Genomic DNA, 21,974 nt, shown 5'->3' on the forward strand with positions numbered 1-21,974 from the left:
CTTTTTTCGAAAGGCTTTCGTGAAAGATGTCTACTGCTTGCCCTTCATAACAAGCTCATATTTTTTAAAAATCCAGGAATCCGCCAGTTCATTCGCCGCATTTTGGCTTATGCGAACAGGCGGTTTTTGCTCTTGTAAAGCATCTGCCGCGTAGGCCGAGAAACGAAGCGGCTTTGTGATTTTTTTCGTATAGCTTGCCAGTTCATCAAAAAACGCATAAGTTAACGGCTGATGTTCCCGGATATCCTCATACACATAATACTTCCCTTTTTCATCCTCCAGATTAATTTGTAAGCCCTTGGGAAGCGAAAGCATGACATACGGCAATTCATCTTCCGCCCACTGCCCGTGATAGGGATACCTGATTCCTTCATTTTTTACAAAGAATCCGGAGCTTTCATTCCCCGCGGAGAAAGAAATAGAGTATACGAAGAATGGGTAGTAATTCGGCTTTTCTTGTGCCGCAAAATATCGGTAAAACGTTTGATAAGCCTCAACCACCTCATGTTGATCATGTTTTGTCCGGGCATGATTAGTAAGATAAAATTGTGCGTGTTTCGGCTCGAAGAGCTTCAAGACACTTTCAAATTCTTCCGGCGTTATGAAAAATTTAAGTTTATAGAATCCGCTGTGCTTCAATCTGTCCATTAATCTCACCGCCAAATATAGACTTAGGATACGCGATAAGGTCCGAAGTTTAGCAAACATCCCCTCCAGTGAGGTCTGATATGTATTCCACATGTTTAACGCGTTCTCCTGGCTTCTCTCCCATACTATTTTGCGTTGTTATACGGTGTAGCTAAGGGTCTACCCTCAAAAATTGCGAAAGGAACTGCTATGACCAGTTCCTACGAAAATGATCTATGATGAAATATACGCCAGTTGCTGCCCCTAGGGCCACAATGATTATCAACATGAAAAGGAAGTATTTCACAAACGGGGGCATGTAATAACGTACTATAGTTAACCAATGTTTAAATAGCTTGATTAGATTATAATTCGATTTTCCGTTCTTCCTCTGATGGTGCTCTGTTAAGGTGTTGGCAAGATTAGCTGTACTTCTTAGTATTAGCCCCTGAATAACAGGCTTAGGCGATTGATCCTTAATAATCATCGTAACGATAGCTCTTCTCATGATTAAGAAGTTAGTGAACGAAATCTTTTGTTTCGTACTCACGAACACAAGAAATTGATTCAGCCTGGATACCAGCTTTCGAATCAAAGATTGGTTGTAGATCATCCTTTTGCCAATTACAACGTCGTAACCCTCGTTAACTTTTTGGATTAGCTTTATGATTTCACTTGGTGGATTTTGCATATCGTCATCCATTAGAACAACAAGGTTACCCTGGCAGCGTCTAAGCCCAGTCATTAGTGCGAGCTGTTGACCGCCGTTTGTCTCTTGATGAATAACAACAACATTCGCATACCGATTACTTAGATTCTCGCACTCTTGACGACTCGCGTCCGTGCTCCCATCGTTAACAAGAATGATCTCTAACGAAAACAAGGCATTATATAAGTGAAGAATCGGCTCCACCACAGCCCCAATTGTGTCCTGTGAATTATAAACGGGGATAACTACGGATAATTCGATAGGTTCCATTTTCAATATACTTCCCACGTATCTAATTTGTTACTTTTCTTAATATATAGTAAATCTCCTTGATCTCAAAACCGACAAATAAATTAGCTCTTAGCGCTTCAATGTTGTTAGATGAAACCCTTGTGACAGCTTTAGTATACCCCGCCTCTGCCAACCAGCTGCGAATTTCCTCCAAGAAACTTAACCCAACTCCTCTTCTTCTAGAGTTATTGTACACGCTGACTAGCACCGCATGGATGGCTTTATCATTTCTTTTAGTAAAATAAAAAAAACCTATTTTTTTTGTTTTTAATATCGCCTCAATAATTAAAGCATCCCCACTGAGAAAGCCATCTCTGATCCAATTAACGTAACGCTTGTGCGCCAAACCAATACCTAATTCAGGATCAAGCGACACTCTGTCGGTTACAAAAAGATCTTCATCGATACGGGATAACATTTCTTCCAAACGTTCTATTGTTTCTACCGTTTGGAATTGAATGTGGTCGGAAATCGCTTTCGTGAATCTGGATGGCTTTGAAAGTTTCGTCAAATTCATAGTCATTTCCATTTGAGTTTCCATAAATCGAAACCCGGCTTCTTCAAGGCCATGTACGAGGTCCATTCTACGCTTGGGCACTTTTGTGACAATGTACTCATAGTCTGCATAATCATTCTGAAGTTCAGCCAAACAATCGGTTGAATCGTTTGCATCCAATTCAATTTCCAACACCTTCTTATCGAAATTCCGTTTTTCCCAGTAGGCGTCTATCTTTTTCATCGCACGACTCCTTGACCTTTATTTTCTATTCACGCTTCTCCTGGTACTTTAAAGTATTGTTTAATTAAACTCACCGTATAATGAATATCTCCTTGATCCAAACCGTAAAACATAGGTAATCTCAATATTTTTTCGCTTTCGCTGGTCGTATGAATATCCTCTCCATGAAAAAATCCGTACCTTTTCCCCATGTCGGAACTATGCAGAGGAATGTAGTGGGAAGCAGTAGAAACCCCATTGTGTTTGAGATAGGTCATTAATTCGTTTCTAACTACTTGATTGCTGACTTTCACATAAAAGATGTGGCCGTTATGCTTTGTACCCCTAGGGGTACCCGGCAGCATAAGTTTGCCGTCAACCGCCAGTTCTTCTAATGCATCGTAGTAGGTTTGCCAACTTCTAGTTCGGTCTGCATTTATGTGATCGGACAATAACAGTTGAGGAAACAAAAACGCGGCATTTAGCTCACTTAGCAAGTACGAGGAACCGATATCGACCCATGTGTATTTATCTATTTCTCCCTGCAAATATTGGGTTCGGTTTGTTCCTTTTTCCCTGATTACCTCTGCCCTTTCAATAAACCTTTTATCATTTATAATCAGTGCCCCACCTTCCCCGCACTGGTAGTTCTTCGATTCGTGAAAACTGAAGCAACCCAAATGGCCGATCGTGCCCAAGTATTTGTCTCGATAACGACTCATTAATGCATGGGCTGCATCTTCTATAACAACAAGATTGTATTGATTTGCAAGCTTCATGATTGTGTCCATTTCACAGGATACGCCAGCATAGTGGACAGGGACAATCGCCTTCGTTTTATTGGTAATGGCTTTCTCAATCAACTGCTCATTCATATTCAACGTATCCGGTCTAATATCTACGAATACCAGTTTGGCTCCTCGAAGGACAAAAGCATTGGTTGTGGAGACAAACGTAAAGGATGGAACAATAATTTCATCCCCTTCGGTAATATCCAACAACATGGCCGCCATCTCAAGCGCATGCGTGCAAGATGTGGTGAGAAGCGCCCTGTCGCAACCTAAAGTGTCTTCTAGCCATCTGCTGCATCGTCCGGTCAAAGGTCCATCTCCTGCAAATCTCCCTGATTCTATCGCTTCACGAATATATGCATCTTCTTGTCCTGTAAGTAAGGGTTTGTTAAAAGGGATCATTAATTGTATCTCCGTTCATTTCATTATCTATCTAAACGGCGAAGTACGGTATAATTCGGAGGCATCGCTTCAGCGGATATTTGTTGATAATGGCTAATCAGATATTGCCACAGGATGGGGTGAGTATTACGGAAACGCATGTCGTCCCTTCCATCCAGAGCAATATCCCCGAGAATAACCAAAGCTGCGTTTTTCTCCTTTAACTCTTCAATCTGTTTGCGCTGCTTATCCTCGGTTTCAGGGAATAGCAAATAAATATCCCATAATGGGGACTTAAGATTCAGTATGGGGTACAACGCAGGAGTATGAGGAGCAATAAAGAGATTTTCTCCCTGCTTGAGGTATTGTTGTTTGATATCTTCTACTGCCCGAATAAAATGGGCGCTAGATGCATCTATCCATACATCATGGTTCATTAGGGTAAGCTTCTCATAAGGATTCGGAGCGGCTTTTATTTGTTGATACAGCGGTTGAAATCTTCCAATGGACAAGCACGAGACAATCAACATAGCGGTCATAAAAACGATAAGTTTAGCCCTGTTGTGCTTGAAGTATTCTAAAGCCCAGAAACAAATTCCCAGTAACAGCGGGGGAATGCCTTGAGCTAAATGCCCTATATCTGCGCGTGAAAAGGCCACATATGCATAGGGAATGCCTACGAATACCGCTGCCGTAAGAAATAGGTTTGTTTTTTCTGAAACAAAACGTCGGATAACCCATCCTGCAGGAAAAAGAAGTAATAGAAGAAACAAGCACCCTACGATAAGCCCGCTGAGGATATCAATACCCTGGAGATGTGCAAAGTCAACTCTCCACGGCCATGGAATCGGAAGAGGAATATTGGTGTTCCCTAATCGGAAAAGCCAGATGATCATATCAATAAAACTATTAAAAAATCCAGGAATAAAACTAAACATAAGAAGCATAGGGGAATAGCCGATGAAGATGCCGATTACCATGATGCAAATTTTCTTAATGGCATTCGTTCTGTCCAGTTTGAAAAAGATATACAAACACGCAAGAACAAAGGAGACAAGTACGTATAGGCCATGATTACTGCCAAAAAAAGCAGCAAGACCTATCGTAATTCCACTATATAAATATTGCGAAGGTTTAGGCTTTTCTAATAGGAGACTAACCATATACACGGCGATCATACAGATGCTGATATCAAACATTTTGTGCCTAGGGAACACCCATAACAGGAGAAGAACCCCTATAATCAATAAGTAGCGCCAGGATTTTGTCATACGCCTTACGACAAGCAAAGCACACGTCAGTCCGAGCATTTGAAATAACAGCACGGCAATTCTAAGCGTGAGTAAATCGGTATTGCCGAATATCTTAAACCAGAGGGCTACCCAATAATATCTGCCTGGATCATAGGACTGAAAATCCAAGAATGGGACTTCTCCATTAGACGTTTGGATGGCACCGTACCAAAGATAACCTTCGTCCGCTAGATTAATGCCAATATTGCCCTGCAGAACAAACATGATTCCAAGCAATAAAAATGAGAGCATCGCCGCGCATAACCAATCCGGTACCCTTTTCATTTCTGCACATCCTCTTTATCAAAATTGCAATGCTTCTCTAAACCTATTTTAATCTCAAAGCAATATCATTTGTAAAGAAAATTGTCGAATAAAGGCATTATTAATCGCCTATGCCGCTCGCAATTTCCCCTAGAATGCGAATCTTTGCATGATAACAGCAAGGCTGCTTCGAGCATGAGCCCGAAGCAGCCTTGTCTATGCATTCTTTTTTTACTTGCTCTTTTGCGCCCACATTTTCAACAGTACGGGGTTGTTACCCTTGTTCCGGAGTCCTTCCTTCTCGATGGCGGCTATTCAAAATGGCTGATCAGCGCCAATGCCTCTTCATGATCAGGCTCAAGTTCCAACAATTTTCGTATGTAACTCAATGCATCTTCAACTAACTCTAGCTCGAAACAACATATGGCCAGACAATAAAACACGGTTGATACGACCTCGTCTTGCTCTTCCTCTACCGAAATTTCCAAATACCGTTTGGAGTGCTCGTACATGTCCATCTCAAACAGGATCAACCCGGCATCCAGCGCCAGATCATATCGCTGCTCCATGACATAGTAGGAGGACCACATCAGCTCTATGCCTCTCAACAAATCCTGCTTTTCTTCATCGTTCGCGTCCGGTAACAGACTGGAAATCTGCTTCGCGCTTTGGATGAAAAATTCCGCATCATATCCGCCCAAACGCCAAAAGCTTAAGATTTGCTCCAGCCTCATGCTGTCCAGATTCCGATCTACCCAACCCTTCATACTAAAAAACTCATCTGGACCAAAGCGTTCGATGCATCGGCGATAAGCCAATCTCATATTCGGATAGTCCTTCGGTTTGTCCAAATGGAGGATACAGCCGACATTTATATTTATATAATGGTGGGGAGGAAATAACGCCTCGGCTCCTCTTTGTTCAAAAACATGTACGAACGCATGGTAATTGGCCGTTAAAGAAAAGCTTCCATGCAAGACCAATTCCGGCGGTTCCGCGAATTTCCAATTATCCAGCAGATGATCTCCTTTGTCCGCTGTTATCAATAGGAAACCGGCCTGAGATAATGAATTCAACCGCTGTAAACAAGTTAATCCGGCGGCTGGAAATAAAATATGGGAGTCTTCCAGTTGCTCCCGGTAAAGGGAGATGACATCGCGGTAAGGATAAGTTTCTTGTTCATACTCAGGCGCCCGCCGATGCTCATAGTGTAAAGTGATTTGATTTAACCATTCCGACGGTTTAAGGGAATCCTTATGTTCGGGATACTCGACGTCAACATCCGCTTCATAAATCTGCCCCTCACTCACATAAATCAACTCTTGCGGGATGCCGTCAAAAAAGTAGTTGGCCACAATGATTACCGGTTGTTCTAAATCTCCTTCACCAATGGTTGTACCCGCTACAACAAGGTTCAATACCGTATCATGTACAGCATCAAATTGCGCAAAATCGAGTAAACCCTCGGCAATGAAAGATTGCAAGGCGGGATGTTCTTTCCAAGCCATCACATTGCTCATCGCCAAATCCGTCATGATATAGCGGAACCCGGGCAGCGGTATTCCCGCGTAGTCTCTCATCTGACACAACTCATGCAGCACATGGTAAGCGAAACGTCCGGCTCCGGCTCCGAGCTCTACAATTGTAACCGGCTCCGAACCACATCCCTTAATCGCCCGGTCATGAAGAAACCCAAAGATCATTTCCGCATAAGCGGCAGCGATCATCGGATTACTCGTTATGTATTGAGGAACCTGATCATTGTTCCAAGCCTTCGTTCCCAACTCTTCGTAATATTTCCGCTGGATATTCCATATAGGCGCTTCACTGAAGCGGTAACGCTCTTTCTTATTATCTGTCATTTCATCGATCCTGCTCTCTCGAAGTCATTATTTCCTCTACTTATATAACTTACATCAATAAGTCCTTTTTTTATACACCTTGTATCAAAACCTTGTACATTCCCCGCGTGTTCTCCCGGCTTCTCCTCGCCGCTATTTATCTAGAGCAGCGCTCCCCGTGGTGTCTGCAACGTTATTTTTTACCTTCCAGGATTTATGTTACTATTAACCGAACTTATAAAAAAGAGCCGAAACTCACAGTGTTCTTACGCAGCCAAACTTCACCGGTGAAACAGGAGGTTGTCATTTTGAGCAAAAAGCAATTCATTACAAGGTGGGACGACGAGCAGCTCGCTGAAGCCAACCGGTCATTGGCCGCCGTTACAGGCAAATCCAACCTGCATAAAAAGGATCGCCTCTTCCCTTCCTCTCCCTTCGGGCAGACAGCTGCCGGGTTGGAGGATTTCCGGGGAGTCGAACTGACAGAGACGATTCAGTACCTGACTGTACAGGGCGTCGATCTGTCTTACGCCCGCTTCGTTGGGGCTGCAAGTCTGAACACTTCGACATTTACAAATTGCTGTTTTGATAGGGTAAAACTGGACAGCCGATATGTGACACGTGAATTCAGCCGCTGCTCGTTTCGGGGAGCCAAGCTGAATAATGCCAGGATCAGCGAACGATTTGAGGATTGCGATTTTACGGGAAGCAATTTAAGCAAAGCCATAGCAAACGACGTATCGTTCATACGATGCCGGTTTTCCGATGTTAATTTCCGCGGCGCCATGTTTATGCATTGCCGATTTGAGGAATGCAGCTTCGAAGGGGCTGTTTTTCATAACGGCTCGTTAGCCGGAAGCCGTTTTACGGGAGAGACCGGCCTGCTTCCGGTTTGGGGAAATACGATACTGGATGGCGTTAAGATCAATGGGGAGAGATTGGTTTAGAGAAAGCAAAGCCCTCCACCAATCGTCGTCTAACAAAAACAGGGCTGCTTCGTAAAAACAGCATATTCGCCAGTTGGCATAGTCCGCCCCCGTACCCGTTCGAACTTCTCCGTTAGATAACATTAAGCCTTCGATATAGCCTTTGGCTTTAGTCGTTTTGCCGATCAGCTTCCAAAAGGAAAATGTCTCCCCCGGATAGATCACGATACCGTCCGTCTGCTTAAGAGCAATCCTCAGATTGTTGATTTTATTTGCTTGTAGAATCGGGTCCGAGTTAGCCAGAACTCTTCAAACGATCTACCCTACCCAATCCTAACATATGTTGGAACATTTTTGATTATTTGCATATAAACGTCTCACTCGTAAAAACGGCAAAGAGCCCCTGTGCAGACTTTAAAGTCGCCGAGGCTCGAACATTAGTATAGCAGGCCGATGTAATTGCAGGCGTGCTTTGTGACTGGGCCGATAGAGCTTCCGGGTTATGCCCGGCTTTCTTGCATGGGCTCCATTGATTACGCTGCCCTTGCAGGCAAAGGCAGCGCTGCCGCCTCCATTAGTGCTTCACTACCTTGGGATCCAGTCCCTTCTTCGCTCTTGAACGGTTAAGCAGATACGTATATAACTTGATATACTGCCCGACAAGGATGGCGTTGAGGATCGTTCCCTCGCGGATAAACATAATTTTATGCAGGAATATCAAACCGATGCATGCCGCCAGCACGAGAAGGGAGCAGTCAAAGACGGTTTTAATGTTGCCCCACTTTTTGCCGGTTCTTTTGAAAACCGTATTTACGAACATATCGATCGGCATAAGGACCAGGTTGGCCTGGATCATCAGGAAGAGGCCGAACGCCAGAGCGGCGTCTCCAAAAACAAGAAGCAGCAGCTTGGTATAATACACATCCAATTTAATAAAGCCGGTGAGCGATAAATTAAAATCCAGGAAGAAAGCCAGAGCCAAAGCGGGGATCAAGGAAGCAAAATTTTTTAATTTAAAATCCTTCGGCAAAACCAAGTAAGTCAGCAGCAGCATGAAGAGTTCCAGCAGAAAATTATAGGTCCCTTGGCTGAGGTTAGGCTGAATGACCGTCATCACCCGGGTAAGGCTGCTTTGGGGAGAAATCCCGATGCCTGCTCTTATCGCCAGGCTGACGCCTAAAGTCAAAATATAAATTCCGACTAAGTACAGGATCCAGCGCTTAGTCAGACTGCTGCCTTGCAGCTCTGCGGGTGCCGCATTTGTTGGTTGCATGTATCGTCCCTCTTCCTACATGTTTTTTATGATCCCGGGCATGGCTTGAACTATTATCGCAATATCGGAAGCGCTTACGCAACACAAAAATCATAGCGGCTTGCACTTGACTTCCGTCCCCGGGAGAATGCCTGATCAGCATCCTCCCGTTAAGGACTTTGGATCGCCTCCTGTTCAAAAGTTTCGCTGAACTTCAAACCCTTCTTCTCCCTATTCCATGAAGCGGAAGCGGTGCAGGGAAATGAACAGGCTCAGAAGCTTATTCACGACCGGCTCGCCTTCGTTGCGGTTGCCGAATTCCTCCAGGGCGGCGTCGATTGCATCCGCACTGGACGTAAGCTCGTCCACGGTCATATCGGCCATCACTCCGTAAATTTCGAGAGGCATGACGGCTTTCTTGCTTTTGTTCTCCGTTACGATACAAGCTCCCGAATACTGATCCACTTCTTTGGCACAGCAGCACATTTCCTCGCTGTCCTGTCCTACGACGACAAAGTACGGCTTCGGCGCCGGCCAGAAAGTAGCGACCGCGCCGCGCTCGATAGATACGCCTTTGAACAGGCCGTTGACTACATGCCGTTTTCCGCTGGCATAACGCTGAATGACTGAGAGACGGCTATACTTCTCTCCTTCGTACTCCGGAACAATTTTGCCGTCTTTCAGCGTAACCCAGATTTCATGATAGAATTTGGCATGTCCGCGCCCGTACACATCAAATAAATATACTTTTGCCTGCGTACCGTCTTCCGATATTTCCAGAGGCACGATATCCAGCTGATCCGGTGTCAAGTCATCCAGCCCCGGCTTCCCTTTTGTGCGCATCGAAGAGTAATCGATTTCCGCGTTTTTAAGCATCTTTTTGTCCTTCGCGATAAGCTCCCCGTCTTTAAAAACATAGAGAGGATTTATTTTAGACAGGCTGTCCGTCAAAACGATATCCGCAAAGCGTCCGGGCGTCAAGGAACCGATCTGATCCTCCATATGGAACGATTTTGCCGTATTGTAGGAAGCCATTTTGATGGCCTTGATAGGAGGAATGCCCATTTCGGTACAGAGGGAGATAATCCAGTCCATGTGCCCCATCTTTAAAAGACGTTCGACGGAAATATTGTCCGTGCACAGCATAAAGTTATCCGTCGGGAATTTGCGGTCCACAATCGACCTGAGCAGGATTTTAATCACTTCGCTGCTGCCTACACCGAACTTGATTTGAGTCGCCAAGCCATAGCGGATGCTTTTCTCGATATCGTCCCCGGTCCAGACATCGTGATTATTCGAAACGCCAATCGCGGGTAAATAGTTCAAGATCATATCGGAAAGGGCAGTCACTCCCCAATGTCCGTTCATAAAACCGCCCTTCTCCTTGAGCCAAGCGGCTTTGCGGAAATCGTCCTCGTCGCCCGAGCTGTAGGTGAAGTGCTCGAACTCACCCAGACCGATTACCGGCTCCATGTCCAGGACTGCTTTTGTGACCTCGGCGGCCGTTTTTTTGCCCGGTGCAAACGCATACAATCGATAAGGCAGCTTATCGTAGTCTTTGAACAAATCCCGAGCGGCCTGAATGCCGTTCTCGCCCGCCGCGCTAAGCAGATCGAGGCATTCGGCATAAATCGTCGTGGTTCCGCAAGGAACCATCGCTTCGGCCAGCGCCGTCGGATTTGCCAGTTGAGATTCAAAATGGAGGTGCGCATCGATCAAGCCGGGAATGGCATACAGCCCTTGTCCGTCGAAAACTTCCTTTACGCGAATAATAGACTCATCCGGATTAAGTGCAACGATACGTTTATCATAAACCAGGATAGAGCCCTGGTAGACCGTTTCTCCGTGCACATCCAAGATATTCAGATTCTTCAGTAGGAGATCGGCTTCTTCTTTTCCGTTTAAAACATCAAAAATAGCATGAACTTTAGCAAGATGATTGGCATCCGTCTGTTTCATAGATTTGTTCTCCTTTGTAAAAATAAATTTATAAGCAGAGCTGGGCTCGAGGCTTATCATCGTCTTATATTGGTTGGTTAAACGATTAACTAATCGCGTTTAAAAAAGGGAGCTTGCAAATTTAAAATAAAATTTAAATTAGTTAATCGTTTAACTAAAGGTCCAAAATAAAGGCTGCTTTCGAAAATACGAAAGCTGGAATACTCGGTGGACGCGGCTGCCCGATTCAGCTCCTGCCGGTTCCATAGATTAGGTGGAGTTTCGCTGGATAATTAAAGGCTCCAAAACCGTTACCGGTTCAATTTCCTGTTTGCGTATTTGGCCCAAAATCATTTCCGCGCTTATGACGCCCAGTTCCCGGTTCTGCAAATCTACACAGCTAAGCTCCGGCGTGGATATTTCCGACATCAGGGAATTGCCGAGACTTAATACCGCAATATCGTGCACAATCCGAATATCCGATTTGTGTAAAGCCTTGGTCAAATAAATAGCGCTCAATTCATTCAGTACAAATACTCCGTCAATCTTGTTCTCAAGCAGCGTAAAGACGCAATTGTCAGGCAGGTCCTTACCTTCTTCAATGACCATGATCAACGGTCCTTCAAATGACCCGTTCCCGGCTTGTCCGAATCCTTCGATAAAGTAATCAAGCAGCGGCTCCGGCAAATGTTTATGAACGATAGCCAGCTTCTTCTTTCCTTTTGAGTAAAGATGCTCTGCACCTAACTTTCCCGCCTTTACCAGATCGGGATAAACCAACGGAAATCCTTGATAAGGAATGCTTCTGTTCGCGTAAACAACCGGAATTTCCCATTCGAGTACATTCTGAATGCTTTCTTGAAAGGACTTATCCGAGAATAATCCGATAAAGATGATTCCCGCTATCATATTTTCACGCATCAGCTGAAGAATGTCGTCTTCATTCAAATTCTGATTGTCTACTTCATAGACAAAAAGATTGTAATGATGTCTGCTTAACGTTTGACTGATTCCGGAGGTAATTTCGGAGTAGTACAGATTGTTAATCTTGGGCAAAATGACGGCTACATTAGAAGTTTCATTACGCTTAAGCGCTTTGGCCACCACATTCGGTATGTACCCAAGCTCTTTGATGGCCTGCTGAATCCTGGCTTCCGTTGATTTTTTCACCACGATATTGGAATTCAAATATCTCGAAACCGTGCAGGCGCTCACATTGGCATGCTTGGCAATATCCTTTAAAGTTGCCATAGAACCTCCCCCCTCAACAATTGGTACCGCTTTCGTTAATCGTTTAACTTATTTGAAAACATCGTACCACGGAGTAATCGATTTGACAACAACATTCTGTCCGCTTTCTTGGGCACACGCATGACTCGTAAAAATCTCCAGCCCCCTTGGCCATCCCTACCTCGTCCTCCGGAGGAAAACCGGGAAACAGCCGCGGCAATATGTATCCTGTCGGTTCGTCCTTTGGAAGTAAAACTAACCGCCAAGTGTTCTGTAAGTCGGCTAGTCTCTCTGTGCGTGCTTGCGAATCAACGAGATTTGGCAATTAGGCTGGCACAAAAAAATAAGCCCCCGAATTTAAATTCCGGGGGCTTATCTCTCCGTATCTTAGAGTTTAAGGTGTTTCAGTAAAGACAGAATCATGGTCGCCGATTCGGCTCTCGTAGCCGTTGCCATCGGTTCAAACTCATTGTTGTCCCTTCCCTGAATGAGTCCCGCTTTAGCCGCCGCTGCGACATAAGGAGCCCCCCACGAAGGAATCTTATCCGCATCCGAAAACGAAGGCTCGGCTTTCGGATCTACGGCGATCTTGGAGGCGCGAACGATTAACGTTACCAGTTCCAGCCGGGACAGCGATTGATTCGGGCGAAGCGTATTGTCGGAAAATCCGTCAATCAGCCCTGCGCTCACGGCCTGGGAGACATAAGCCTGCGCCCAATCCGGAACCAATTCCGCATCCGTAAAAGTGAGGCTGGCCCCCGCCCCTTTCAACCGCAGCGCTTTGACAAGCATCGAGACCATCTCAACACGGTTAATCTGCTTGTCCGGCTTGAACGAGCCGTCCTCGTACCCCGCGATAAATCCTTTTTCAACCGCTTGGGTAATAACGGAATAGGCCCAGTGGTCTTTAATATCCGTTAACTCTACTTGCGGCTTAGGTGTTGTTTCTCCCCCGCCTGCATTGGTATTGCCGTTATTGCCGCTGTTGCCTGTGCCGCCTGTGCTGCCGTTGTTGCCGGAGTTGCTGCCGCTATTGCCATTGCCGCTGCCACTACCGCTGTTGCCGTTACCGGCGCCGCCGGTGTTTCCGTTACCGCTGTTATTGCCACCGCTACCGCTGCCCCCACCGTCACCGCCATTACCGCCACCGCTATTGCCATAGGCAGCGATAACTTCATCCGAGCTGTTCTTGCCGCTCACGGCCTTAATAACAAACCGGTATGTCTTGGACGGGTCAAGATTAGTCAATGCATATGTCGCGAAGCCTGCGGCAGGAACAACTCTTGCGTTCCAGTTTGCTCCCATCTGATCGTTCTTCTCATAGATCCGGTAAGCCTCCGGTTCCGGCCCGCCTTGCGGAGCATTCCATGTCAGCGTGGATTGCCCGTTCTGAATGGTACTCATGCGGGCGTCTCTAACCGGATTAGGTTTAGCGCCCGTTTTCTGAATGCTGAATTGATCGTACAGATCCGTCGATCCCTTCTCCGTCGTCGTATACACTTGGAACGACATCGAATTATCCTCCACCGTTATACCGGTGAACATTTCTTTGCCGGGCTGTCCGTACTTGGCCGCAAAAGGGAACGGTCCCGCTTTGGGCGTATAGCGCTTATCTCCCGCCGCATTGCTCACCAGATACAGCGTTCCTTTCGGATTGATAATCTGGTTATTCTCGTTGGTCGACGTCTTCTCCGGCACATTATCAAACATCGGATACGTTCTGGTATAGGTATGGTCATGACCGCTGAGCACGACGTCGATACCCAATTCGTCGAACAGAGCCGTCAGCTTTTTACGGAAGAAAAGGACATCGCTATCGTTTGTGTGATTCGCTACGGAGTACGGCGATTTATGGAACATGACGATTTTCCACTTCTTGTCCGTCTTGGCCGCTTCCGCCCGCAACCATTCTTCCTGTTTCTTGTAGACGATATCAATTCCCTTGGCTTCGTTATACTCCGTATTCATCACCATAAAATGAGCGGGACCGTAATCGAACGCGTAAACCGATCCGTCCGGCTTCGCTTCTGTGTTTGAAGTGTTCGGCACATTGAAATGATACGTGAAATTATTGTTTGCCTTACTCTCATGATTGCCGAGCGCCGGTACGATCGGCAGCTTGGAGAAAATCTCCTTCGGCTGGTTCAGCAGCCACATCCATTGGTTTTCGATATCCCCGTTGTCGACGAGATCGCCGGTGATGGTTACGAACTTGGAGGCCGGGAACTTGCCGAGGGCTTCCTCTAAAGTGTGCTTCCATGTGACGTATTCACTTTCCGTCGTCCCCTGAGGGTCCGTCGTATACAGGAACGTAAACGAATTTCCGGCCCCCTCCGTGGTGAAGCTCCGGATGTCGCTCCAATGTCCGTCTTGTCCGTCACCGATCCGGTAGCTGTAAGCCGTTCCCGGCTTGAGACCGGTCGCCGTAACCTTATGGCTGGCATAAGTCGTGAACTTGCCCGAGCTCTTGTCCGAACTGGACTGATAGACGCTGACCGGCAAGGCCGTACCTTCGAACGTGCGTGCGTCACCGGCCGGGAACGTGCCACTGACCACTTTAGCCGATTCGGCCACCTCCAGCTTAGTCCCCGTTATGCTTGGGTCCGTATACCAGCCGAAACCTTGGGAAGTTTTCGGATCACCGTTAAACGTTAGGGCGATAGCGGTTGGAACGACGGGGCCTTTAATCCCCCCTCCGCCGGAAGGCGTCTCATCCGGATTCGCGACGAGTTTCATATCCCAGTAGAGATCCGAGCTGCTGTCACTGCGCTGATGAACTTCTGCCGCCAGCACATTGATTCCGTTATGCAGCACACCATTTAACGCTGCCGTCAAATCCACCGTTTCAGTGGCAGGTTCGTTGATCGTGGTTGAGCTGAGCGTTTGGAAGTTGGGTTCGCCCTCCGGCATATTAAACCGGTACACTTCCTTGCCGTTGACATAGAGAACCGCCCCGTCATCAATACCGAACGTGCCTGCGATTTTCTTATAATCCACAAGGTTCTTCACATCTATCGTCGTGCGGAAATAAGAAGTCCGATACTTCATGCTGGCGTTATTCCCGTAGCTGATCGGCTGCTTAACGCTGCCGAATGCGTCGGTCGCCTTCCCTGCGGGATAACCGAAAGGTCCGGCTTGCACGCTCCAGGCGGAGTCGGCGAATTGCTCTCCCCTCCAAGCGGTTGCCTGATCGGTACCGTTGTCGAGATATTTCCATGCCGCATTCGGAGGCAGCAACACGATGTTTTTACCGTCCGCAGCCCCCGTCCCCGGGCCATTGCCCGTACCGCCGCTGCCGCTCTGCTTGATCGTCGCAGTCAGCTCCATATCAAAATACAAGTCGGAGCTGGAATCGCTCGAATTGTGAATCTCGGCGGTAATCACGTTATCGCCGTTTTTCAATGCCGCCTTGAGATTTACGCTTAAATCTTCCTTGTATACGACCGGATCGGTCTTATTCGAAGTCGCATACGTCGTGTACGTCGCTTCCGTTACGGACATCCCTGCCCGATAAACTTCAATTCCATTCGCATAAAGAACAATGCCGTCGTCGACCCCCAGCGTTGCTTTGTACGTTTCGTAAACGCCGGTGTCGCTGATCGGAACGGTTTTACTGAAATACGTCGTAATGTGCTTTTTCTTCTCGTTGCCGCCAAAGCTAAGTAGGGTGGCGACTTTGCCGAAGTCGGTTTGAGGCGCCACGTCTCCCGTGGTTACGCCGCCCGTCACCTTATAACCGAAAGGAGCCGCACCCGCCTTCCATTTTGAAAAGTCAAAAGGGCCCTTCATCGCATATCCGTAGTCGAGACCTTCATCACTGTAGCTCCAGGAAGAGCCTTTATCGATCAATTTCACGGAAGCCGCATCCGATACCGGATTTTCACCGGCAGCGCTTACGACAATACCGCTTAAAAATGTTTGAAACACGACCATAATCGTTAAAAAGATGGCTAAGCTTTTCTTTAAACCTTTGATTGACATAAGCAAGTAATCGCCCCATCCACAGTGTAATAGGACTATTGTAGGGAGAGATTGTTATAGCAAATCCAGTAGTATGTCAGTGGATTGTTAAATCAAGCCATTTCCCTTTCGCTTGGTAAATCCCGGTTTGGAAGGTAAAATGGCCGGTTTCAAATCCCTCCTGCGAAAAAAAAGGCCGTCCCCAACGGGACATCCTCACCTGTACAGCCTTTTAAACATAAAAAAAGAACTCCGATCTATTCCGTAAGAATAGAATCAGGGGCTCCTTCGGGATTTTAAAAAATAATTTGGACGGCCTGTTATTCCGCGATGATTCCTGCCTGAGCCGCCAAATCAATCGGATCGGCGTTTGAATCTTCCGCATGGCCCGCCCCTTGCAGATTAACGATCCTGGACAAAATCACAACCATCTCTTCGCGGGTAATGAATCTGTCCGGTTTGAATGTTCCGTCACCGAACCCGCCGATGATTCCTGCTTGCACAAACTTCTCGATCGGCTCTTGTGCCCAGTGGCCTTTTATGTCGTTCAAACCGATCGGATTCGTGCCTCCGATTCGACATCTAACTATGTCCTCCTTCTAAAATGTTCCATTTATTTCATGAAAGAATAGAAGCTATCTACCCCAAATTATGGGCAAGGCGATTAAATGCAGCTTTTATTTGCGTGATCTTATAGTATAACTATAGGACATTTGATTATAAGAAAGGAGGCCGTTGTAAAATGCTAAAGATCAGTGAATTTTCCAAGTTGAGCGGTGTTTCTGTCAAAGCGTTAAGATTTTATAATAGTTTGAAACTGCTTGAGCCGGCCGCCATAGACCCTGCTAATGGATACCGGTACTATACTCAAAAGCAGCTTCTGACCGTTAAGCGCATTACCGCCTTTAAAGAACATGGATTTACGCTGGATCAAATCAAAAACTTTCTGGAAGAACACCCGATACCCGACGTAAAACTAAAGTTAGTGGATAAAAAGAAAGAACTGGAGCGTTCCATCCTGGAAGCGCAGCAGCAGTTGAAAGAAATCAATAACCGGATTACCCGTGTCGAAGAAGCGGATAGCCGCCAGCAGGAAACGCCGATAACCGTTCGTAACGTACAACCTCAACTTACGGCCTCTATTCGTGATATTGTTCCACGCACGCACCTGTGCCTTCTGCTTGACGAGCTCACCCGATACGTCAATTCCTATGGAGAGGACGAAGGACGAGATTTGACGATTTTATGGTACGATCATGACAATTCGGATACGGATCAAGCCGATCTTGAGGTTGCCTTACCGTTAACAAAGGCTATTCCAAGCAGCGGAAGAGTGAACGTCGGCCTTATGCCCGGGTTAGAAGCGGCCGCTTCCCTTGTGCACCTCTGCAATCCTTACGACAACTCTTGCCTTGCCGCCGATCGGTTAGTTTCGTGGATCTCATCTCAAGGCTATGTCCGATCCTATAAAGAGCCGATTCGTGAAACCTATTTAACTTCGGACAAAGATATTTACGGAAAAATGCGATTAGCTGAATTGCTCATTCCCCTTGAGCTTGGATAAGGTCATTTGTATCTCCATGCCTCCTTGGGGGTTCTTTTTTTTTTCTGAAAATACAGGTTTATCTCCTCTTGACTCTCCCCTTTACGGGAAGGTGTACAGTAGCGCTACACATCATAAAGGAGTGAGAGCTATGAAACGATTGGAAGGAAAAATTGCATTAGTCACAGGCGGAAGCCGCGGTATTGGAAAAGCAATTTCGCTGCGACTGGCGCAAGAGGGCGCTCTGGTTATCGTTCACTATGGCAGCCGCCGTGCTGCGGGAGAGGAAGTTGTCCGGACCATTGAAGCCCAAGGCGGAAGGGCTTTGGCCATAGGAGCAAATCTCGAAACCGTTGCCGGGGTAACGGATTTGGTCCAAACCATGGAGCAAACGCTCGTTAGCCTAACAGGTCAGAACCGGATCGATATTCTCGTTAATAATGCCGGTATAGGAACTTCCAACACATTGGAAGAAACCACAGAGGAGGATTTCGACGCGATATTTGCCGTGAATGTAAAAGCGCCGTTTTTCCTCGTCCAGCAGTCTTTGCGGCTTCTGCGTGACGGAGGGCGAATTATCAATACCTCTTCAGGCGTTACGCGAATTGCATATCCTCATATTATGGCGTACAACTTGACGAAAGGTGCCATAAACACGTTTACCCTGCATCTGGCGAAGCTAGTAGGGTCTCGTGGGATTACCGTTAACGCCGTGCTCCCTGGCATCGTCGATACGGACGTGAATGCCGAATGGCTGCATACACCGGAAGGCCGGCAGCATGCGGCCGAAATGTCTGCCCTCGGCAGAGTCGGGGAGCCTTCGGATATTGCGGACATCGTGGCTTTCCTCTCTTCATCGGACGCTCGTTGGGTTACCGGACAGATGGTCGATGCCACAGGCGGGTCGCATTTATAAGTTCAATCGACAGCTCTTCCAAGCAAGATGGAGGAGCTGTTTTCATTAGCTTCCAGGCCCTTACGTTACTTTCAAGTGCTTATGTGATCTCAAAGTGCGTACTTCTCAAATGCCTTCTTCTCTCTCATAATAGCCACTATAAGAAGGAGGAGAGCCCTATGAAATCAGAAGAAAACCTATCACGTAAAACCGCTCTTGTCATCGGAGCTAACGGAGTAATCGGAGGGAATCTCATCCAGCATTTGATGACGCTCCCCGAGTGGGATATTATCGGAGTTTCCCGACGCGGCGGAGAGGATACCCCCCAGGTGCGGTATGTGGCGGCTGATCTGCTAAATGAAGAGGATACCCGCGATAAGCTGGGCAAGCTAACCGAAGTCACTCATATCTTCTACGCGGCTTATCAAGATCGCCCTACTTGGGCCGAACTGGTTCCACCCAACTTGGCCATGCTCGTGAACGTGGTTAATGCGATCGAGCCGATCGCTCCTAGACTGCAGCATATCAGTCTGATGCAAGGTTATAAGGTGTACGGGGCGCATCTCGGTCCCTTCAAGACACCTGCGAAGGAAACGGATGCCCATCATATGCCGCCGGAGTTCAACGTTGACCAGCAGCAATTCCTCGAACAACGGCAGCCGGGCAGCAAGTGGACTTGGTCGGCCCTTCGTCCATCGGTCGTTTGCGGGTTTGCATTGGGCAATCCAATGAACCTGGCCATGGTTATCGCGATTTATGCTTCCATGTCTAAAGAACTCGGACTGCCGCTCCGTTTTCCAGGGAAGCCGGGCGCCTACCACAGCCTGCTGGAAATGACCGATGCAGGCTTGCTGGCTCGGGCGACTGTGTGGGCGGCAACAGATGAACGCTGCGCGAATCAGGCCTTTAACATCACGAACGGAGACCTTTTCCGCTGGAATGAGCTTTGGCCGAAGATTGCGGCATTTTTCGAGCTTGAGGTAGCACCCCCATTACCGATGTCTTTGGATGTGGTCATGGCTGACAAGGAGACGTTGTGGAACACCATGGTGGAGAAATATGATTTGGTGAATAACAGCTTCCAAGACGTTTCCTCCTGGCGGTTCGGGGACTTTGTATTCTCCTGGGATTATGACTTTTTTGCCGACGGCACCAAAGCGCGTCGTTTCGGCTTCCATGACTTCATCGATACGGAAAAGATGTTTATGGACATCTTTGAAGACTTCCGTAAGCGTAAGGTAATCCCGTAATTTAGGGATCAAAGCACGAAACCGGTTCCTGATGTCCAGGAACCGGTTTTTTTCTACCTTATCTACCTCACTCGTCAGATTGCGGCGGTTCGAATAACACCCTTCCCCTATCACCGTACACCTTTTCAATATGCATATCGCCCCATCTGCACATGAGATGAAGGATACCCTTCAGGCCCCAGCCATAGTCCGTCAACTCATACTCGACTCTCGGCGGCATTTCGTTATACGAAATACGGGACACTATCCCATCCTCCACCAGTTCCTTTAACTGCTGGGACAGGACTTTTTGCGTTACCGCAGGCATCAGGTGCATCAGCTCGCCATTGCGCTTTTTACCGAATGTGAGATGAAACAAAATGACTGGCTTCCACTTGCCCCCGATCACTTCGAGAGTGGCTTCCACCGCAGTGTTGTAGGTTTTATCTGGTTCCTGCATTGCTTTGGATCGCCTCCCGCCGTGTAACTTCGAAACCTTTCTTTACCTCGCTGCATTTTCAGCGGTCTTCCTGAAGAGAATAGCTATTCCCTTATCTTAACTAGGAATGAATCCCCCTAATTATACTAGATCTGATTAGAACTTCAATTTTCTGCTTTACCGCTATTATGGTACGGTTCATCGAGCTTTATGTAACGACAAGTTTGTTAAGGACCCTCGGAAGATCCTTATATTCATTAAAGTACTTCTAACTAGAAAATGCCTAATTGTTGATGACCATCTATCCGCATCAAATCTATAGATTTTTTGGATACCTATTAAAAATGGTTTATTTTGCGTTCTTCCTTCCTAACATTATTCCTCGACCGTCAAATACTGAACTGTACCTGTTTCGGCGGATTGGATTATTTGATCCAATAAATAATGAAGCCTACACCCTGTTTGGAAATCAGGAGTGGTGTACGTGTTTTTTCGTAAGTCGTTAGCAAACTGGGTATAAAGCTGAGCGATATTATAAGAGATAAGATTAACTTCCTGCGGGTTGATGTGATAATAATGTGACGGAACACTTAAAGATTGAAAAGTTTGATTTTCTCCAAGAACAGCCTGCAAGTTGAACGCATCCCATTGAAACATTAACCCGTCTTTTGATTTCATAGAGATCTCACCTTTGGTACCGATTATTTCTATAGATAATCCTGCTATCTTTGAATTACGAATTTGCCCTGACAGGAGTGCGCCGCTTTTTAACATCCCATTGATTGCCACATAATCAGGTGCATTAGCTTGAATAACTTCACCTGTTTCCATAACACTTATTTCTTTGTATTGTGTCTCTAATGAGGCTGATATCTTAGTAAAGGGACTACCCATCAAGTAAGTGATTCCATCTAAAAGATGTCCAGTGGTAATGGTCAACTGGTCAGCTCCATTCTTTTTATCGAGAAGATAAGCATGGGCTTGATCAATCGTGCTCCCTTTAGTAGGGAATCCTGGCATGGAGTAGCTTACATTTATTGATAAAACCTTCCCTAGGTAATCCTCACTAAGAAGGTCCTTCACATAATTAATAGCTGGATTGGCACGAGCCTGTAGACCTGTGATATGACGAACACCTTTTGCTGCAGCCAATCGGAAAATATCGGATGCTTCTGCTGTATTCAGTGCCAGCGGCCATTCGCAATATACATGTTTCCCGGCATCTAAAGCTGCACGTACCAACTCATTATGGTCTGGTACTTTGACGGTAATAACCACCAAATCGACATCAGGATTTGCAACCAAGTCATACGGGTTTGTATAAAAGTGGTTTATTCCAAAACTTTGAGCAATCTCTTCGGCGCTTTTTTGTCGTGTGGTACATACTGCAATAATTTCGAATTCCGACAGTGCTTGAAGAGCAGGAATATGTGCCATCTTCCCCCAACCGCTTGCACCTATAATACCGACTCCTATTTTATCTGATCTCATATGAAAATCCCTCCGTTTTTTGTTGTATACTGTAATAACGTTATTATGGATGATAGAACAAAAATATAGAAGTACACACTTTTTTGTTGTATTAGCACCAAAAAGTATGATACGCACTAAAAAGTATGTATACCTATAGACGGATATTAATCAAGAG

Annotated in this window: 18 protein-coding genes; 4 read left to right on the forward strand and 14 right to left on the reverse strand. The window is 46.5% G+C overall.

Features of this window, described 5'->3' with window-relative positions:
• Positions 1 to 30 precede the first annotated feature (30 nt).
• The 6 genes from PCH01S_RS18450 to PCH01S_RS18475 all read right to left on the reverse strand — a co-directional run bounded on the left by PCH01S_RS18450 (position 31) and on the right by PCH01S_RS18475 (position 6,935).
• Positions 31 to 648, reverse strand: coding sequence for a hypothetical protein (locus PCH01S_RS18450; protein WP_042231608.1), 618 nt, complete (start codon positions 646 to 648; stop codon positions 31 to 33).
• A gap of 187 nt (positions 649 to 835) precedes the next feature.
• Complete coding sequence (locus PCH01S_RS18455) at positions 836 to 1,606, reverse strand: glycosyltransferase family 2 protein (protein WP_053228750.1); 771 nt, start codon at positions 1,604 to 1,606, stop codon at positions 836 to 838.
• A 22-nt stretch (positions 1,607 to 1,628) separates the two neighbouring features.
• Positions 1,629 to 2,366: a GNAT family N-acetyltransferase gene (locus PCH01S_RS18460; RefSeq protein ID WP_042231611.1), complete on the reverse strand. Its 738-nt coding sequence runs from the start codon at positions 2,364 to 2,366 to the stop codon at positions 1,629 to 1,631.
• 29 nt (positions 2,367 to 2,395) lie between these two features.
• On the reverse strand, positions 2,396 to 3,538 hold the full coding sequence (gene rffA / locus PCH01S_RS18465) for a dTDP-4-amino-4,6-dideoxygalactose transaminase (protein WP_042231614.1): 1,143 nt from the start codon (positions 3,536 to 3,538) through the stop codon (positions 2,396 to 2,398).
• 23 nt (positions 3,539 to 3,561) lie between these two features.
• Positions 3,562 to 5,094, reverse strand: coding sequence for a hypothetical protein (locus PCH01S_RS18470; RefSeq protein ID WP_042231616.1), 1,533 nt, complete (start codon positions 5,092 to 5,094; stop codon positions 3,562 to 3,564).
• Between the two features lie 290 nt (positions 5,095 to 5,384).
• On the reverse strand, positions 5,385 to 6,935 hold the full coding sequence (locus PCH01S_RS18475) for an SAM-dependent methyltransferase (protein ID WP_042231618.1): 1,551 nt from the start codon (positions 6,933 to 6,935) through the stop codon (positions 5,385 to 5,387).
• Positions 6,936 to 7,222: 287 nt separating this feature from the next.
• Between PCH01S_RS18475 and PCH01S_RS18480 the strand changes: the two genes are divergently transcribed.
• The gene (locus PCH01S_RS18480) at positions 7,223 to 7,861 is read left to right on the forward strand and encodes a pentapeptide repeat-containing protein (protein ID WP_042231621.1); all 639 of its coding nucleotides are present in this window, start codon (positions 7,223 to 7,225) and stop codon (positions 7,859 to 7,861) included.
• On the opposite strand, the gene PCH01S_RS31755 is transcribed toward PCH01S_RS18480, so the two are convergent.
• The 6 genes from PCH01S_RS31755 to PCH01S_RS18505 all read right to left on the reverse strand — a co-directional run bounded on the left by PCH01S_RS31755 (position 7,763) and on the right by PCH01S_RS18505 (position 16,771).
• Positions 7,763 to 8,065: a VanW family protein gene (locus PCH01S_RS31755; RefSeq protein ID WP_377648138.1), complete on the reverse strand. Its 303-nt coding sequence runs from the start codon at positions 8,063 to 8,065 to the stop codon at positions 7,763 to 7,765. The two genes, PCH01S_RS18480 and PCH01S_RS31755, sit on opposite strands and share 99 nt — an antisense overlap.
• Positions 8,066 to 8,414: 349 nt before the next feature.
• Positions 8,415 to 9,113: a YczE/YyaS/YitT family protein gene (locus PCH01S_RS18485; protein ID WP_042231625.1), complete on the reverse strand. Its 699-nt coding sequence runs from the start codon at positions 9,111 to 9,113 to the stop codon at positions 8,415 to 8,417.
• Positions 9,114 to 9,323: 210 nt separating this feature from the next.
• Positions 9,324 to 11,051, reverse strand: a complete 1,728-nt coding sequence (locus tag PCH01S_RS18490) for an amidohydrolase family protein (protein WP_042231627.1) — start codon at positions 11,049 to 11,051, stop codon at positions 9,324 to 9,326.
• A 249-nt stretch (positions 11,052 to 11,300) separates the two neighbouring features.
• A complete protein-coding gene (locus PCH01S_RS18495; protein WP_084706638.1) occupies positions 11,301 to 12,281 on the reverse strand; it encodes a LacI family DNA-binding transcriptional regulator in 981 nt (326 codons plus the stop codon).
• 366 nt (positions 12,282 to 12,647) lie between these two features.
• Positions 12,648 to 16,241 carry an S-layer homology domain-containing protein gene (locus tag PCH01S_RS30540; RefSeq protein ID WP_164977107.1) on the reverse strand — a complete coding sequence of 1,198 codons (3,594 nt, stop codon included), beginning with the start codon at positions 16,239 to 16,241 and terminating at the stop codon, positions 12,648 to 12,650.
• Between the two features lie 299 nt (positions 16,242 to 16,540).
• Positions 16,541 to 16,771, reverse strand: a complete 231-nt coding sequence (locus PCH01S_RS18505; protein ID WP_042231630.1) for an S-layer homology domain-containing protein — start codon at positions 16,769 to 16,771, stop codon at positions 16,541 to 16,543.
• A 191-nt stretch (positions 16,772 to 16,962) separates the two neighbouring features.
• On the opposite strand from PCH01S_RS18505, the gene PCH01S_RS18510 reads away from it, so the two are divergent.
• From PCH01S_RS18510 to PCH01S_RS18520, 3 genes are all read left to right on the forward strand, one after another.
• The gene (locus PCH01S_RS18510; RefSeq protein ID WP_042231633.1) at positions 16,963 to 17,784 is read left to right on the forward strand and encodes a MerR family transcriptional regulator; all 822 of its coding nucleotides are present in this window, start codon (positions 16,963 to 16,965) and stop codon (positions 17,782 to 17,784) included.
• A 130-nt stretch (positions 17,785 to 17,914) separates the two neighbouring features.
• Positions 17,915 to 18,679 (forward strand): SDR family oxidoreductase, encoded by a 765-nt coding sequence (locus tag PCH01S_RS18515; protein WP_042231636.1) that lies wholly within the window; start codon positions 17,915 to 17,917, stop codon positions 18,677 to 18,679.
• A gap of 158 nt (positions 18,680 to 18,837) precedes the next feature.
• Complete coding sequence (locus PCH01S_RS18520; protein ID WP_042231638.1) at positions 18,838 to 19,908, forward strand: SDR family oxidoreductase; 1,071 nt, start codon at positions 18,838 to 18,840, stop codon at positions 19,906 to 19,908.
• A 67-nt stretch (positions 19,909 to 19,975) separates the two neighbouring features.
• On the opposite strand, the gene PCH01S_RS18525 is transcribed toward PCH01S_RS18520, so the two are convergent.
• Together PCH01S_RS18525 and PCH01S_RS18530 are read right to left on the reverse strand one after the other, a co-directional pair.
• Positions 19,976 to 20,347 carry a winged helix-turn-helix transcriptional regulator gene (locus PCH01S_RS18525; RefSeq protein ID WP_042231642.1) on the reverse strand — a complete coding sequence of 124 codons (372 nt, stop codon included), beginning with the start codon at positions 20,345 to 20,347 and terminating at the stop codon, positions 19,976 to 19,978.
• Positions 20,348 to 20,701: 354 nt separating this feature from the next.
• The gene (locus PCH01S_RS18530) at positions 20,702 to 21,817 is read right to left on the reverse strand and encodes a Gfo/Idh/MocA family protein (RefSeq protein ID WP_042231644.1); all 1,116 of its coding nucleotides are present in this window, start codon (positions 21,815 to 21,817) and stop codon (positions 20,702 to 20,704) included.
• Between the last annotated feature and the right edge of the window lie 157 nt (positions 21,818 to 21,974).

The organism is Paenibacillus chitinolyticus NBRC 15660, from assembly GCF_000739915.1.
Lineage (GTDB): Bacteria > Bacillota > Bacilli > Paenibacillales > NBRC-103111 > Paenibacillus_F > Paenibacillus_F chitinolyticus.